Source organism: Arthrobacter sp. P1_D4 (assembly GCF_056406115.1).
Genome location: NZ_JBFUAU010000020.1, coordinates 95,118 through 111,189, shown reverse-complemented (window position 1 = coordinate 111,189; position 16,072 = coordinate 95,118). Strand labels below are relative to the sequence as shown.

Sequence of the window (16,072 nt, the reverse complement as noted above, 5' to 3'; positions counted from 1 at the left end):
GGCTCGCCAGGGACCGGAAAGCGAAGTGCGAGATGTCATGGTCAGCTACTCCCCCGATAGAAAATCAAGACGATTGAAGCCAATTTGTGGCTTAAGGGTAACTGAGATCACATTTTGCCGGTCAAAATTATCCACAGGCAGCATGCGCCCGCCTGTCGGACCAGCAGAACACCCCGGCAGTCCTTTAGCCCCTAGCCAGCGACCGCCCGATTCAGAACAATGAACCCATGATGTTCGAACACGAAGACGGCAATCCGATCCTCCCACTGGACGACGACCAAGCCTGGACATTGATTGAGGCTACAAAGCACGGCAGGCTCGTGGTCACCGTGGCCGGAGAACCCGACATTTTCCCCGTGAACTACGCGGCCAGCGGCCGGAAACTGTTCCTCCGCACCGCCCCGGGAAACAAACTGGCCGAGCTCACCATCAACTCGAAGGTTCTCTTCGAAACCGACGGGATCCTGTCCGAGGAAGCATGGTCAGTAGTCCTGCGCGGCACTGCACGCGTGCTCGACCAATCGGCGGACATCGCCGACGCCGAGGCCCTCGGGCTGAAACCGTGGGTTCCGACGTTGAAGGACTTCTACGTCGAAATTACGCCGACGTCGCTCAGCGGACGCCACTTCCAGTTCGGCGAACACCCGGAGCGGGAAATCTAACGCCCGACGGCGGCTACCGCCCGCAGTTCCCAGACCCGCAGTTGCCCGGTCCGCCACCCCCGGTCCGCTTCAGACCCGCGCCCCGAGGCTGCTGCCCGGCGGCTGCTGGCCGGCGCCAGGACTTGGCACCCGCCTAGACTTAAACAATGGCGGACAAGCTGACTCCGGAGCGGCGCAGCTGGAACATGTCCAGGATCCGGGGCAAGAACACCAAGCCGGAAATGCTGGTCCGTAGGCTACTGCACGCGAAGGGATACCGCTATCGCCTGCACGGCACCGCGAGCGGCGGCAAACTCCCGGGCAACCCCGATCTCGTCTTCGCCGGCCGCCGCAAAGTCATCTTCGTCAACGGCTGCTTCTGGCATTTCCACGACTGCCGGGTGGGCCAGCACGCACCCCAAGCAAACGCCGAGTTCTGGGAAACCAAGCGCACGCGCACCCGGAACCGCGACGCCGCCCAGCGGCTTCAGCTCGAACTCGATGGCTGGGAAGTCCTCACCGTGTGGGAGTGCGAACTGAAGGACCGATCGGCGTTGGAGCTCCGCCTCGATGCCTTCCTCCAGGGCCCTCCCCGCCACAGTCCTTTCCTGCACAGCCCGGCCCGGGACGAACCCTCCTGAGGACCTTCGCTGAGCAGCAACGCCCCGCGTGTCGCGCGGCCCACCTCCGGTGCAGGCTGAACGACCTCAGCTAATATTCGACTCCGGGGGCGATAGGCATTATTCGGTCAGTACCAACGCGTACTGCAAACACGGGAGAGCGCACGATGCCGCACTTGCTGATGTCCAACGACCAGCCCGAAACGGCTGCTGCGCCAACAGATTCCAGTCCCGCAGATTCCAGCCCCACAGATTCCAGCCCCACAGTTCTGCCGTTCCGTCGCCTCGGCCACACGAGGCTCCACGGCTTCCGGGCCCGCCCGCTCCGCGGAGCGAACCCGGATCTGGAGCCGCTGCGCCGGCAGGCGGCCTCGATCATTGATGAGGTTCTGGCTGGCACCAACCCGGAAGAAGCTGACGTGCGGGAGAAACTCCAGTGGCACGTCGCCAACAACCCGGGCCAGCCGGAAAAGGCGCTCCTGGAACATTTGCGGACAGTGGCCGACCAGCAGGAATCCGCCTAGCCGGCGGACCTGTCGATACTGGCCTGCCGGAGCACTTCGCCCCACGACTGCTGGGCAAGATCTGCCACGGCGGCCAGGATTTCCGAGGGCGGTAGCGACAGATCCAGCGGGAACTCGACAATGTCGATGTCGGTATTGAGAATTCGGCGCAGCTTGATTTCCCCGGCTCCCGGGTAAACGATCCACGCCGTCGGCACCCGCAAGGATGTGCAGTAGGCCAGCATCCGGTAGTGGTCGCCCGAAAGGGACGCGCCGACGTCGGCCGCGGCCTTGTACTTGGCGTCGTACACCATCACGGGCCGGCCGCCGAGGAAGTGGACGGCACCGGGCTGCACCACAATGCGGTCCGAGTCGCGGACGGCCTCGTTCAGCAGGGCGTTGTAGCGCAACCGCATTTCCCCGGGGTAGGCGGCCATGGCTTCGCGCAGGGCTGTTCCCACGAAGTCCTCGAACACCTTTGCCATGTCCACCACGAACGACGCCGACTGCTGCTTGCCGTCGCCGGCCTCCGCCGACGCGTTCCGCAGGATCAGTTCGGCGAGCCGGAGAGCGGCGTGGTAACGGGTGTTCATCCGGCTGGGCCGCCACTGCGGCAGCGGCGCGCCGGACTGAAGGCGCGTCACGGCGTCGAGCTTTCCCTTGAGCTGGCGCAGGCGGCTCAGGACTTCCGGCCGAACCCGCGGCACCTGGGACATCCGTTCCAGTGCGGCGCGCAGAATCCGGTTCTCCGCGATGTCCTCGGTGAACTCGTCGTAGGAGACTTCCAGCGGAACCAGCATGCCGGGCCGGCGGGAAATCTGGTCCGACATCCGGATCCGGCCCTTGACGGTCCGGAGGGATTCTTCCACCATGAGATACCCCTGCAGCACGCCGCGGCTCAGCGCCCGGTCAGCGAGCTGCGCCAGGGATTCGGCCAGGGCGCTCCAAAGTTCAGTGTGCTCCACCGCGGCGACAGAATCGTCCCGGAACCCTTGGTCCCCCGCGTAGCCGAGCAGGAACAGCAAACGGCTCAGACCGAGCCGACCCTTCGGTCGCACCTCCAGCTGCACGGCGGGAGTGCGCACGGAGCCGACGGTCCCCACCGGTTCGACCCGGTACAGGCCCATGCCCATCGGCGAGGCCTTCGCCAGGCCGCTGGCGTTGACGTAGGCGGCAGTGTCCGGATCAAGCCGCTCCACGACGCCGGCGGAGAGTTCGTCGAGGACAATGTGCCGGCAGGCCTCCGCCGCACCGCGTCCGGATGAACCCCGTCCGGATGAACCCCGTCCGGATGAACCGCGCCCGGCCGGACCGCCTCCGGATGAACCCCGATGGTCAGAGGCATTGCGGTCCGACGAACTGCGGTCCAGCGCTACGGCGTCCCCGGCCAGCCTAGGCATGCGCCAGGCGGCCCAGGAGTTGTTCCAGTCCGAACCGTTCCTCGAGCTGGGCGCGGTTGAGCTGCCCGTGATAGTGCTCCTCCAGCAGCGGCATGAGCTCGTATTTCCAGATCCTGCTCAGGCCCTTGGGCGTCTGCGCGGACTTCTTCATGAAGTAGGAGGGCCCGATCATGAGGTCGCGGTCCCATTCGTCGATCGCGTCGTTCAAAGCGTCAAGCAGCAGGGCCGGCGTCGTGTCCAGGTCGCGGGCCTGGAGGAAGCGCAGCAGCGAGCCCTTCACGGGTTCCGTCTTCGGGTGCAGCTCGATGAAGGAGAACCGCCGCCGGATGGCCGCGTCCATCATCGCGATGGACCGGTCCGCGGTGTTCATGGTGCCGATGATGTAAAGGTTGTCCGGCAGGGTGAACGGCTCGTTGGGGCTGTATTGCAGGTAGATGCGGTCGTCGCGGTATTCGAGCAGGAAGTACAGCTCGCCGAACACCTTGGCGAGGTTGGCCCGGTTCATCTCGTCGATGATCAGGAAGTACGGTTTGCTCTCGTTCCCGGGCTTGGCCGCTTCCTCGGCGAGCCGGCGCAGCGGTCCCGCCACGAGCTTGAAGGAGACCTGCCCCTCGTCCGTCTTGTCCGGGCGGAATCCCTCGAAGAAATCCTCATAGGCGTACGACGGGTGGAACTGGACCAGCTTGACCCGCTCGTCCGTGGTGTCGCCGGCGAGCTCGGCGGCGAGGTGTTTGGCGAGGTACGTCTTGCCGGTTCCCGGCGGACCGTAGAGCACCAGCTGCCGGTTCTCCTCGAGGAGTTCGGCGATTTCCTGCAGCGGCTCCAGGTCCATGTGCAGGGACGCGGCGAACTCCGGCGTCAGCGGCCGGAACCCGTCACAGGCCGGTTCGACGGCGGCATCCGGCGCGGCGCCGTCGCCGTCCTCGGCTTCCGCTTCAGCCGGCAGCAGCGCCTCGAGCGCCTGGATCACGCGGGTGATGTCCACGATGTTGCCGGAGGTGGTCAGCTGGCGCTGCACGTGGCGGGGCAGGCCGGTGGCGTCGTGTTCCTCATCGAACCAGCGGACCTTGCGGCGGAGCTGGCGGTTGTCTTTGGCATGCTCCGGTTCGCCGAGGACCACGCCGATCCGGACCTTGCCCGAGCTCTGGTAGAGCGCCAGGTCACCCGGCTTCATGACGGTCAGGAAGGCGAAGACTGCGGTCTTGGTGTCCTCACGCTCCACGTAGCCGAGGTGCTTGTAGTCCTCGTCAACGGCGTTCTGGACCAGCCCCGCGGTGACGCCGGGGTCCAGCAGGCGGAGGTGTTCGACGTCGAGCGTCACCGCTTCCTCGTCCCGCCACTCCCCCAGCAGCTCGGCGTTGTCGTGGTGGGTGCGCAGGAGCCAGGCGCGGCGGCCGGGGTCGCCGACCTTCCGCCACTGGCTCACCAGCTGGCGTGAGTACCAGTCGATCCGCTGCCCGGCCTGCTGGTCCAGGTGCAGGCGGATCCGGTGGATGTCCGCCGAAATCTCCTCGTCGCTGTCCCCCTTGGCCCCGCCCACGAGGGAAGCGAAGGCGTCGCGGATCTCCTGCCGTTCGACATCGGCCACCACGGGTTCGAAGTAGCTGGGCCAGACCAGGAACTCAATGCTGCGGCGGATGGCCGGCTGGTCATCCGGGGTGCCGGCGACCAGCCGGTGGAAGGCCAGCGGATCCTTGACCGCGGCCTGGACGACGTGGGCCGGCCGCTGTGCGACGTGCTGCACGAAGCGGCAGAGCCATTTCAGGTGGTCCCAGATGGTCCAGTTGAATTCGGCGGTGCGGTCCCGGATCACGCCGTGGTCCGTCATGCCCGCGTAGAGCTCGTCGGGGAGCTCCATCGCAGGCTCCAGCCAGGATGCCGCCTCGGCGACGCGGGCCCGCTTGACCTTCAGCGACTTGACCTCGTGGGCCAGCGGCAGGGACTGGAGGAAGAGTAGCTCCACGGCCAGTTGCTTCGCCCCGCGGGTGGCGTCTTCCAGGTTCTGGCGCAGGTTGGTCATCATCGGCGCCTTGGGATCTGGAACGCCCCGTTCGAGGCGTTCCAGCAACTCCGCGGCAGCCTGGACGGACCACGTTTTGGTGCGGCCGTCCAGGGGGGACGCCTTGCCGAGCAACCCCGGGCCCAGCACAAACCACGCCGCGTCTTCAATCTCCTTGGAGATACCGAGGGCGCGGTGCAGGGCAGGCTTCTTGGTTGGGGTCATACGTTCAATTTACAGGCTTAAACTGAACGCGCCCATTTAACGCCGACCCCAAACTACCGGCCAGTAGATTACGGACGGGCGGGCAGCAGACTCGGTTTCGCGCCGGGCCGGCGCTTCACGCCGAAGGTGAAATACGTGGCCGGACCGATGAAATTCACCAGCGTGGCAAGCCGCCACATGGCCTTGCTGCCGCGGATCTGCGCAGACGGGCGTCGGCTGATGTCCGTCTGGGCCGCGACCAGCAGCGAGAGTTGGACGATGGCAGCGGCGATGGTTCCGAACCGTGCAATCGGCGAGAGTTCGTTCCACTTCTTCTTGCGGGTGTGCTTCTTGTGCATGTTCTGGCCCATGTTCACAACGACCACGCCTCCTTTTAGCGTCGGAGTTGTTCATTCTAGGAGCCCTACCGGCACCGTGGTAGAGGCTATTGGACCGGGTGGGCAGGGGTGTAGGGGGCCAGCCGGTCCTTCTGTTCGGGCGTCAGCCGCAGAACCCGGCCGGTTGCCTCGTCCACGAAGGCGAGATGGCTCGTGGCCCGGACGCAGTCCTCGCGCGTGACGGGATCCTGCACCAGGTAGTGGATGTCAAAGCTGGCGCCCTTGACCGCGCCGATCCACAACTGGACGACGGCGGGCACGTTCCGGTACTCAAGGGTCCTGACGTACCTGATCTTGTGCTCCACCACGAGCGCCAGCGTCCCTTCCGGAATTTCATTGAAGAGCGGCACCAGCGGTTCGGTTCCCGGCAGCCCGGGCCCCCGGGGCGGGCCGAACGCCGCGATCCGTGCTTCTTCGAGGATCCGGACAATCTGGACGTTGTTGATGTGCCCGTAGGCATCCATGTCGCTCCAGCGCATCGGCACGCCCACCTCGAGGCGCCAGGGCTCCGTGGATGTGTTCTCCCCAGCGGCTGCACCCTTGCCGGCGGGGCCCGCGGCTGTGCCTGCGCTCTCCCTGCCGGGCCCGTGCCCGCCGGCTGTGCTCTTCCCGGCGGGGCCTGCGGCGCTCAGCTGTGCACCGCCGTCGCGTCCTCCGCGGAATCCGCCACGGCAGAGTCTGCGTCCTCGCCGGCGAACTGGGACATGTACAGCCGGTAGTACGCGCCCTGCAGGGCCAGCAGTTGGGCGTGCCGGCCCTGCTCGACGATCTGCCCGTCCTCCATAACAAGGATGGTGTCCGCGTCCCGGATGGTGGAGAGGCGGTGGGCGATGACGAAGCTGGTGCGTTCCGTCCGCAGCGCCGCCATGGCCTTCTGGACCAGGGCTTCGGTGCGGGTATCCACGGAACTCGTGGCCTCGTCCAGGATCAGCAGCGACGGGTTCGCCACAAAGGCCCGGGCGATGGTGATCAGCTGCTTTTCGCCGGCACTGACGTTGTTGCCTTCTTCGTCGATCACCGTGTTGTAGCCCTCCGGCAGCGCCCGGACGAAGCGGTCCACGAACGTGGCCTTGGCCGCCGCCATGATCTGTTCTTCGGTGGCGTCCAGCTTGCCGTAGCGGATGTTCTCGTAGATGGTTCCGCCGAACAGCCAGGCGTCCTGCAGCACCATGCCCACCTTGGCGCGCAGCTCCGAACGGCTCAGCCGGGTGATGTCCACACCGTCCAGGGTGATGCCGCCGGAGTTGAGCTCGTAGAAGCGCATCACGAGGTTGACGAGGGTGGTCTTGCCCGCCCCGGTCGGTCCCACGATCGCCACCGTGTGTCCGGGTTCGGCCGTGAAGGACAGGTCTTCGATCAGCGGCCTGTCCGGCGTGTAGCTGAAGGTGACGTGCTTGAACTCGACGTGCCCGTCGGTCTTGGCCGGGAGGTGCTCGGTGGCGGTCTCGGCGTCCTGTTCGTCGGCGTCGAGGAATTCAAAGACCCGCTCGGCGGAGGCGACACCGGACTGCAGCATGTTGGCCATGCCGGCCATCTGGCCCAGCGGCTGGGTGAATTCGCGTGAGTACTGGATGAACGCCGTGGCGTCGCCCAGGCTCATGCTGCCCGAGGCCACGCGCAGTCCGCCGACGACGGCGATCCCGACATAGCTGAGGTAGGAGACAAACTGCATGACCGGCATGATCATGCCGGAGACGAACTGGGCTCCGAAGCTGGCCTTGTAGAGTTCCTCGTTGCGCTCGTCGAAGCGGGCCAGCATGTCGGCGTCGCGGCCGAACACGCGGACGAGGTCATGGCCGGAGAACGATTCCTCGATCTGGCCGTTGAGCTCGCCGGTGTTCTTCCACTGGGCGGCGAAGAGTTTCTGGCTGCGGGCGCCAATGATGCCGGCTGCCACGCCGGAGAGCGGCAGGGCGACGAGCGCGATCAGGGCCAGCTGCCAGGACACGATGAACATCATGATCACGATCCCGATGACCGTCAGGGCCGAGTTCACGAGCTGGGCGAAGGCCTGCTGGAGCGCCTGCTGGATGTTGTCGACGTCGTTCGTGACGCGGGAAAGGATGTCGCCGCGCTGGCGGGTATCGAAGTAGTTCAGCGGCAGCTTGTTGAGTTTCTTCTCGGTGTCATCGCGCAGCGTGCGGACCACGCGCATGACCAGCACGTTGAGGACATAGCCCTGGAGCCAGAGGAAGATGTTGGCCACGAAGTACATCACCAGCACCACGCTGATGAGGAACGCGAGCTTCTGGAAATCGATGCCGGCGCCCGGCACGACGTCCATCTTGGCGAGCATGTCGGCAAAGTTGTCCTGGCCCTGGGAGCGCAGTCCTTCGATGAACTGTTCTTTGGTGGCCCCGGCCGGGAGCTGCTTGCCGACCACTCCGGCGAAGATCACGTCCATCGCCTGGCCCAGGATCCTCGGGGCAATGACGTTGAGGACGACGGCGACCGTCACCATGGCGAGCACGGCGGTGATACCGGCGCGCTCGGGCTTCAGCAGCCCCATGAGCCGTTTGGCCGAGGGCCAGAAGTGCTGGGCCTTCTTGGCCGGCACGGCACCGAACATGCCGCCGTCGGCCTCGCCGGGCGTGTACTCCTCCTCGATGAAGTCATCTTCGATCAGGTCGGTGGCGTCCGTATCGGCAGCGGCCTGGCCGGCTGCGGTGGCCGGCGTGCTGGAGACTTTCTCGTTGGTGCTCATGCCACTGCCTCCGCGCTCAGCTGGGATTCGACGATTTCCTGGTAGGTGCTGGAGCTTTCCAACAGTTCCTCATGTGTTCCGCGGTCCACGATCCTGCCGTTGTCCAGCACGAGGATCTGGTCCGCATCGGCGATGGTGGACACCCGCTGGCCGACGATGATCACTGTGGCATCGGCCGTCTTGGCCTTGAGCGCCCGGCGGAGCCTGGCGTCGGTGGCGACGTCAAGGGCCGAGAACGAGTCGTCGAACAGGAAGACCTTGGGTTCGGTGACGAGCGCGCGGGCGATGCACAGCCGCTGCCGCTGGCCGCCGGAGACGTTGGTGCCGCCCTGGGCGATCCGCGCTGCGAGGCCGCCCTTCTTTTCGCGCACGAACTCCGCGGCCTGGGCGACCGTCAGTGCCTCCCACAGGTCCGAGTCCGTGGCCTCGGGCTTGCCGAAGCGCAGGTTGTGCTCAATGGTTCCGGAGAACAGGTAGGGCCGCTGCGGCACCATGGCCACGCGCTGCGTGATCTCGGCGCGGTCCAGCTGGGTGACGGGGACGCCGTCGAGCAGGACCTCGCCCGACTCGGCGTCGTACAGCCGCGGGAGCAGGGCCAGCAGGCTGGACTTGCCGGCGCCGGTGGAGCCGATGATCGCCACGGTCTGTCCGGGCTCGGCCGTAAAGCTGATGTTGCTGAGCACGGGAGCTTCAGCGCCAGGGTAGGCGAAGGTCACGTTGCGGAATTCGACGCGGCCGGCCTTTGCCGCAGGCGTCACCGGGGTGAGCGATTCGTGGATGGAAGGCTCGACGTCGAGCACTTCACCGATCCGGTCGGCGCAGACCGAGGCGCGGGGAATCATCATGGCCATGAAGGTGCCCATCATGACGGCCATGAGGATCTGCAGGAGGTACTGGAGGAAGGCCGTCAGAGAGCCGACCTGCATCTCGCCGGCGTCGACGCGCTGGCCACCGAACCAGAGCACAGCGGCCGTGGAGATGTGCAGGATCATGCCGATGGCGGGGAACATCAGCACAAACAGGGAACCGATCTTCAGCGAGACGTCGGTGAGGTCCTGGTTGGCCGCGCCGAAGCGCTCGGCCTCGTGGGGTTCGCGCACGAAGGCCCGGACCACGCGGATGCCGATGATCTGCTCGCGGAGGACACCGTTGAGCCGGTCGATCTTCTCCTGCATGGAACGGAAGAGCGGCATCAGGCGGACCACGAGGTAGCCCACCACGACCACGAGCAGGGGCACGGACACCCAGACGAGCCAGGACAGGTTGAGGTCCTCGCGCAGGGCCATGAAGATCCCGCCGATGCACATGATGGGTGTGGCCACCATGAAGTTCAGTGCCATGAGCATGAGCATCTGGACCTGCTGCACATCGTTGGTGCCCCGGGTGATCAGGGTGGGGGCGCCGAAGAGGTTGACGTCCCGCGCCGAGAAGCTGCTCACCTTGCGGAACACGCCGCGGCGCAGGTCCCGGCCGAACGCCATCGCCGCCTTCGAGCCGAAGTAGACGCCGGCGATCGCGGTGGCCACCTGGATCAGCGCGACGCCGAGCATGACGCCGCCGGTGCGCCAGATGTAGTCCGTGTCGCCGCGGGAGACGCCCTCGTCGATGATCTGGGCATTGAGGCTGGGGAGGTACAGAGCCGCGATGGTCGAGGCCAGCTGGAAGATGACCACAGCCGCGATGTATGGCAGATACGGCTTGGAATAGCGCCGCATGAGGGTAACGAGCATGCCCACGAGTCCTTACGAAGACTGAATTATAGGGAGACCAAATTTGGGGAGAGCAAATTATGGGGAGAACAAAGTATGGGGAGAGCTAAATAGTGAAGTTTATTGGAAGGCTGATTGGAGACTAGCCCATGGGACCGACAGCCTTAGCCACCCAACTCTACGAAATCCCTCGTCCGGGAGGAACATCGGGAGCTGAATATCATCCAAACGGCGTACTTAGGCGGCTCCTGTGGTCTCCCCCCGCAACCGCCTTGCTGCACGAAGGCCCCGCAGCCGCCCCCTCGGGCGGCCGCGGAGCCTCAGCGGTCCGGTACTGTGAGCCGGCGCTACCCGGTCCGGTGCCGGCCGTGGGTGGCGATGTAGTCGGCAGCCGCGCGCTGCATCTTGCGCTGCTTGGCGAGCTGCCGGCGCAGGGCCGTGAGCTCCCCGGCAACCCGGGCCTGTTCCGTGGCGATCGCACGCTGCTCGGCGGCCTGCTCGTGCACGGCGCGCAGGGCGTCCGCCAGCAGCAGTTGCTGCTCCGCGAGGAGCTGCTGGGTCTGGAGCATCACAGGTACGACGTCGGCGGCCTCGGGCCGGTCCTCGGCCACCAAGGTCCGGGTCCGCTGGCGGGCGGCATCGGGGAAGCGGGATTCGGCGCGGTCCCGGCTGAGCACCTCGATGAATTCCCGGTCCAGGTCAACGATGCCGGTTCCGGCAGACGGCGCTGCCCCGACGGCGTCGTTCCCTGTGGTCCTGGTGTAACCCGTGTTTCCCAGAGCCGGGGCCGTAGCACCGGCCATCGCGGCCATCCCGGCATCCGCGGCGTCCCCTGCGATTTCGGCGGGTTCCGGCCGAACGTCGACCGTGCGGCGCAGCGGGCGTTCCTTGATGAACAGGATGGCCACCAGCGCCACGAGGCCGACAACTGCGGAGATCAGGAAGACCTCGGCGATCGCGTCGCCGTAGGCGGCCCGCATGATGTCGCGGATCGGTGCCGGCATGTCCTTGAGGTCCATGCTGGCCCCCGCGGATCCGGCGGGAACCTGGATGCCGGCCGAAGCCAGCCCCTCCACGACGAGCTCCTTGACCCGGTTGCCCAGCACGGCGCCGAGGACCGAGACGCCGATCGCACCGCCGACGGACCGGAAGAAGGCCACAGAGGCGCTGGCCGTGCCGATGTCCTTGGCCTGGACCGTGTTCTGGACGGCGAGGACGAGGTTCTGCATCAGCAGGCCCAGGCCGACGCCGAGGATGGCGGTGTAGATACCGGTCAGCCACAGGTCAGTGGTGTGGTCCATGCTGCCGGCCAGGCCCAGGCCGCCGATCAGCAAGATGGCGCCGGCCACGAGGTACCGCTTCCACTTGCCGGTGCGGCTGATCAGCATGCCGGAGGCGACCGACCCGATGAGGTTGCCGGCGATCATGGGCAGCGTGAGCAGGCCGGCCTCGGTGGGGGTGGCGCCGCGTGCCACCTGGAAGTACTGGCCAAGGAAGGTCGAGGAGCCGAACATGCCCACTCCGACGGCCACCGAGGCGAGGATTGCGAGGGCGGTGGTCCGCTCAGAGATGATCTTGAGCGGGATGATCGGCTGGGCGACCTTGGATTCCACCAGCACGAGCAGGCCAAGGAGCACGATGCCGCCGCCCACCATGGCGACCGTCTGCCACGACCACCAGTCGTAGTAGTCGGGATTGCCGGCGAAGGAGACCCAGATGAGCAGCAGGCTGACGCCGGACGTCAACAGGATGGAGCCGAGCCAGTCGATCTTGGCGGGGCGCTTGACGTGCTGGATCTTGAGGGTGACCTGCAGCAGGATGAGTGCGACCACCGCGAGCGGGACGCAGACGAAGAAGGTCCAGCGCCACCCCAGCGGGCTGTCGACAATGAAGCCGCCGAGCAGCGGGCCGCCTGCCGTGCCCACGGCCATGACGCCGCCCATGTAGCCGGAGTACTTTCCGCGGTCGCGCGGCGGGATCATGGAGCCGATGATGGCCTGGGCCAGGGCGGTGAGGCCGCCCATGGCGATGCCCTGGATGACACGGGCGGTCAGCAGCAGCGGGATGGTCTCGGACAGGCCGGCCATAACGGAGCCCGCCACGAAGATCACGATGCTCAGCTGGACGAGGACCTTCTTGTTGAAGAGGTCCGCGAGCTTGCCCCAGATCGGGGTGGTTGCCGCGTTGGCCAGGAGCGCGGCGGTGATCACCCAGGCGAAGTCCGTCTGGGTGCCCTTGAGTTCGGACATGATGGTGGGCAGCGCGTTGGCGACGATCGTGCTGCTCAGGATGGCGGTGAAGAACGCCGCCAGCAGGCCGGTGAGGGCCTCCATGATCTGGCGGTGGGTCATCGCCACAGGTTCTGCGGCGGTCTGGGATGCGCGGGATGCCCCCTGCGCAACGTCCGACGGGGCCGGGGACGGCCCTGTGGCGGCGGCGTGGCTAGCCATATATCTACTCCTCAACAATTTCGGTCGTATTCGTGGATCCGGCCGTCGTTGCCCGGGCTGAGGTCCTGAGGGACTCAGCAAGTTTTTCGAGGGTGCGCGCCGTCAGTTCGACGTCATCCTGGCTCCAGTCCTGCAGCAGGTCCTGGATGGTGGCCGTCCGCTGGTCCTCGATGGCACGCAGTTTCTCCGTGCCGGCGGCGGACAGCGCGATCAGTTGCGCGCGGCCGTCTTCCGGGTCGGGCCGGCGGACCACATAGCCGTGCTCTTCGAGGTCGGCGATGTGCCGGCTGAGGACCGGGGCGCTGACGCCGAGCCGCTCCGCAAGATGCGTGGCCCGGGATTCGCCCTCCCCCACAAAGCGCAGAACGCCCTGAAGCGCCACTCCGGTGTCCTGCCCGCGCAGACTGGCGGCGGCAACGCAACGGACCGCGCGCTGGAGATCGAAGATCTGGTAGACGAGTCTGGCTGCAGCGTTGGATTCAACTGACATGATGGACACCCCTCTTTTGTTTGCGGCCTGCCCCTCGCGGTGAGGGGCAGACCCGGCCGGTCCGCACTGTGCAGCGGCGCTGCTGTGGTGTTGGTCCGGCTACGTGGCCATGTGGGTGGGGCCGAACATCTGGAGCAGCGTTTCGACGACGACGACGTTGGGGCCGTCCGCGGCGAAGCCCGCCTTCAGGGCGTCCCCGACGTCCTCCGGAGAAACCCGGACAGCCGGGACGCCGAAGGACTCTGCCAGCTTGACGAAGTCGGGGCGGGCGAGCTCCGTGGCCGTGGCCTTGCCGAAGGCGCCGACCATGTATTCGCGCAGGATGCCGTAGCCGCCGTCGTCCACAATGAGCCAGGTGACCGGGACGTTGTGCTGCTTGGCGGTGGCGAGCTCGGAGATGGAGTACATCGCCGAGCCGTCGCCGGAGACGGCCAGCACTCTGGCGTGTCCGGCAGATGCGCCGGCAGATGCGCCGGCGGAAGTGCCGGTGGTTTCAAGCCCGACGGCGCCGCCGATCGCCGCGGGGAAGCCGAAGCCCAGCCCGCCGGCGCCCTGCGCGGAGTGGAACTGGCCGTCGCGGGCATCCCAGCAGCTCCAGCCCCAGTATGCCGAGATGGTCATGTCCCAGAACGTCTGCATGGCCGCGGGAACGGCCTCGCGGATGTCGGCCATGAACTTCAGTTCCTTGCCGAGGTCCTGGGACTCGAGCCGGGCCTTGACCTTGGCCAGGGTGTCCTTGACGAGCACCTCGGGAGCCGTGCCGTGCCAGTCGGCGCGTTCGCCGTGCGGTTCAGTCAGGGCTGCGTCGAGGGCGGCCAGGGCCTGGCCGGCGTCCGCCCGGATGCCCAGTCCCGGGCGGTTGGACTCCAGGACGCGGGGCTCGGCGTCGATCTGGATGATCCGGCCGCGAGGTTCAAAGGTGAAGTAGTTGGAGGTGACCTCGCCCAGGGAGGAGCCGATGACGATCAGCACGTCGGCATCCTCGAGCACCTCCGTCATGTACTGGTCTTCGATCCAGGACTGCAGGGAGAGCTCATGGCTCCACGGGAACGCGCCGTTGCCGCCCGGGGTGCAGATGACCGGCGCCCGCAGCTTCTCCGCAATCGAGAGCAGCGACTTTTCGGCATGGCCGCGGCGGGTGCCGCCGCCGGCGATGATGGCGGGACGTTCCGCCGTCGAGAGCCATTTCACGGCTTCGCGGACCAGCTCCACGCGGGGCGGGTTGTCGGCCGCTTCGGCGAGGGCGTCCTCCACGGGAGGCACCATGATGGGGTCCAGCAGGACGTTCTGCGGGATTTCGAGCCACACGGGGCCCTGCGGCGAGGAGATCGCCTCGGTCCAGGCATCCTGGATGGCCGAGGGGATGCCGGAGGCGTGCTGGATCAGCCGCTGGGACTTGGTGACGTTCGCGGCCGAGGCCTTCTGGTCATCGAGCTGGTGCAGCATGCCCTTGCGCCGGGCACCAAGGCCCTCGAGCGGGATCTGGCTGGCCACGACCACCATGGGAACTCCGGTGGCGTAAGCCTCCTGCAGCCCGGCCAGGGACGTCAGCGCGCCCGGACCGGTGGACAGGAACAGCACGCCGACTTCGCCGGTGGCGCGGGAGTAGCCGTCGGCGGCGAAGGCCGAGTTGTTTTCAACCCGGGAGGAGACGAAGTGCAGGTTCCCGCGGCCCATCGCGTCGAACAGGCCCAGGGCGTGCTGGCCCGGGATGCCGAAGACCGTCTTGGCGCCGAGCGCCTCAAGGGTCTCGACGACGAGGTCCCCGCCGTTGCGCACGCCGGTCATCGCGAAGCCACCGGCGATGCCACAGGGGAGCCGAAGCCAGCGGGGCGGTGGGATTCCTGGCCGAGGGCCTGGGCAGCGTAGCCGTTCGGGCTGCCGAAGCGGTCCCCTTCGACGGCGCGGTCCGCCATCAGTGTCACGAGTTCGTAGGCGACGTGGCTTGCCGCCACACCGGTGATCTCGGCGTGGTCGTACGCCGGGGCGACCTCGACGACGTCGGCACCGACGAGGTTCATGCCGCGGAACCCGCGGATGATTTCCAGCAGCTCGCGGCTCGTGATGCCGCCTGCTTCCGGCGTGCCGGTGCCCGGGGCGTGGGCGGGGTCAAGGACGTCGATGTCCACGGAGATATAGAGCGGGCGGTTGCCGATCCGGTCCCGGACCTTTGCGACCGTCTCCAGGACGCCCTGGTAGTAGACGTCGGCGGAGGTGACGATGCCGAAGCCGAAGCGGTGGTCGTCGTCGAGGTCCTTCTTGCCGTAGAGCGGACCGCGGGTGCCGATGTGGCTGATGGCCTCGGTGTCCAGGATGCCTTCCTCGACGGCGCGGCGGAAGGGTGTGCCGTGGGTGTACTCGGCGCCGAAGTAGGTATCCCAGGTGTCCAGGTGCGCGTCGAAGTGCAGCATGGCAATGGGCCCGCCGGCGCGCTCGGCGGCGGCGCGCAACAGCGGCAGGGCGATGGTGTGGTCGCCGCCGAGGGTGACGAGCTTGCTGCCGGACGCCGTCAGGTCCAGGGCGTTCTGCTGGATCGTTTCGATGGCGTCGTTGATGTTGAAGGGGTTGACCGCCATGTCGCCGGCGTCGGCAACCTGGACGTTCTCGAAGGGGCTGACGTCCCAGGCCGGGTTGTACGGCCGCAGCAGACGGCTGGCCTCACGGATGTGGTTGGCCCCGAAGCGGGCGCCGGGGCGGTAGGAGACGCCGGTGTCGAACGGCACGCCGACCACCGTGACGTCTGCCTTGGCCACCTGGTCCAGGCGCGGCAGGCGGGCATATGTGGCAGCCCCGGCGTAGCGTGGGACGCGGGATGAATCGATGGGGCCAAGGTTGCCATTGGCCTCGATGCGCAGCTCTTCCAAAAGAAGCCTCTCCTTCGAGGATTGACCGACGGTTGTGACAGCCATCATACACTCGAAGTTTCGTATTGCGCATCATTTGTTTACCAACCA

The 16,072-nt window shown here is 66.8% G+C and carries 13 protein-coding genes; 3 read left to right on the top strand and 10 right to left on the bottom strand.

The annotated features are described in order from the left end of the window. Positions 1 to 227: 227 nt before the first annotated feature. From AC1D0A_RS18755 to AC1D0A_RS18745, 3 genes are all read left to right on the top strand, one after another. Complete coding sequence (locus AC1D0A_RS18755) at positions 228 to 662, top strand: pyridoxamine 5'-phosphate oxidase family protein (protein ID WP_476946517.1); 435 nt, start codon at positions 228 to 230, stop codon at positions 660 to 662. 146 nt (positions 663 to 808) lie between these two features. Continuing rightward, positions 809 to 1,282 (top strand): very short patch repair endonuclease, encoded by a 474-nt coding sequence (locus AC1D0A_RS18750; protein WP_243181564.1) that lies wholly within the window; start codon positions 809 to 811, stop codon positions 1,280 to 1,282. A 146-nt stretch (positions 1,283 to 1,428) separates the two neighbouring features. Then, positions 1,429 to 1,785, top strand: coding sequence for a hypothetical protein (locus AC1D0A_RS18745; RefSeq protein ID WP_243181565.1), 357 nt, complete (start codon positions 1,429 to 1,431; stop codon positions 1,783 to 1,785). Here AC1D0A_RS18745 and AC1D0A_RS18740 read toward each other — a convergent pair. From AC1D0A_RS18740 to speB, 10 genes are all read right to left on the bottom strand, one after another. Further along, positions 1,782 to 3,164 (bottom strand): McrC family protein, encoded by a 1,383-nt coding sequence (locus AC1D0A_RS18740; RefSeq protein ID WP_243181566.1) that lies wholly within the window; start codon positions 3,162 to 3,164, stop codon positions 1,782 to 1,784. The two genes, AC1D0A_RS18745 and AC1D0A_RS18740, sit on opposite strands and share 4 nt — an antisense overlap. Then, positions 3,157 to 5,388 (bottom strand): McrB family protein, encoded by a 2,232-nt coding sequence (locus AC1D0A_RS18735; RefSeq protein WP_476946516.1) that lies wholly within the window; start codon positions 5,386 to 5,388, stop codon positions 3,157 to 3,159. The genes AC1D0A_RS18740 and AC1D0A_RS18735 overlap by 8 nt, the downstream gene beginning before the upstream one ends. A gap of 68 nt (positions 5,389 to 5,456) precedes the next feature. Further along, positions 5,457 to 5,753 carry a membrane protein gene (locus AC1D0A_RS18730; RefSeq protein WP_028275636.1) on the bottom strand — a complete coding sequence of 99 codons (297 nt, stop codon included), beginning with the start codon at positions 5,751 to 5,753 and terminating at the stop codon, positions 5,457 to 5,459. Positions 5,754 to 5,812: 59 nt separating this feature from the next. Beyond that, a complete protein-coding gene (locus AC1D0A_RS18725; RefSeq protein WP_243181568.1) occupies positions 5,813 to 6,244 on the bottom strand; it encodes an acyl-CoA thioesterase in 432 nt (143 codons plus the stop codon). Between the two features lie 149 nt (positions 6,245 to 6,393). Beyond that, positions 6,394 to 8,469 carry an ABC transporter ATP-binding protein gene (locus AC1D0A_RS18720; protein WP_476946515.1) on the bottom strand — a complete coding sequence of 692 codons (2,076 nt, stop codon included), beginning with the start codon at positions 8,467 to 8,469 and terminating at the stop codon, positions 6,394 to 6,396. Next, positions 8,466 to 10,199 (bottom strand): ABC transporter ATP-binding protein, encoded by a 1,734-nt coding sequence (locus AC1D0A_RS18715; protein WP_476946514.1) that lies wholly within the window; start codon positions 10,197 to 10,199, stop codon positions 8,466 to 8,468. Before AC1D0A_RS18715 ends, AC1D0A_RS18720 begins: the two co-directional genes overlap by 4 nt. A gap of 326 nt (positions 10,200 to 10,525) precedes the next feature. Further along, the gene (locus AC1D0A_RS18710; protein ID WP_476946532.1) at positions 10,526 to 12,529 is read right to left on the bottom strand and encodes an MDR family MFS transporter; all 2,004 of its coding nucleotides are present in this window, start codon (positions 12,527 to 12,529) and stop codon (positions 10,526 to 10,528) included. Positions 12,530 to 12,632: 103 nt separating this feature from the next. After that, positions 12,633 to 13,118 carry a MarR family winged helix-turn-helix transcriptional regulator gene (locus AC1D0A_RS18705; protein ID WP_476946513.1) on the bottom strand — a complete coding sequence of 162 codons (486 nt, stop codon included), beginning with the start codon at positions 13,116 to 13,118 and terminating at the stop codon, positions 12,633 to 12,635. A 99-nt stretch (positions 13,119 to 13,217) separates the two neighbouring features. Further along, complete coding sequence (locus tag AC1D0A_RS18700; protein ID WP_476946512.1) at positions 13,218 to 14,906, bottom strand: thiamine pyrophosphate-binding protein; 1,689 nt, start codon at positions 14,904 to 14,906, stop codon at positions 13,218 to 13,220. Next, positions 14,903 to 15,982 (bottom strand): agmatinase, encoded by a 1,080-nt coding sequence (speB, locus tag AC1D0A_RS18695; RefSeq protein ID WP_476946511.1) that lies wholly within the window; start codon positions 15,980 to 15,982, stop codon positions 14,903 to 14,905. The genes AC1D0A_RS18700 and speB overlap by 4 nt, the downstream gene beginning before the upstream one ends. Positions 15,983 to 16,072 lie beyond the last annotated feature (90 nt).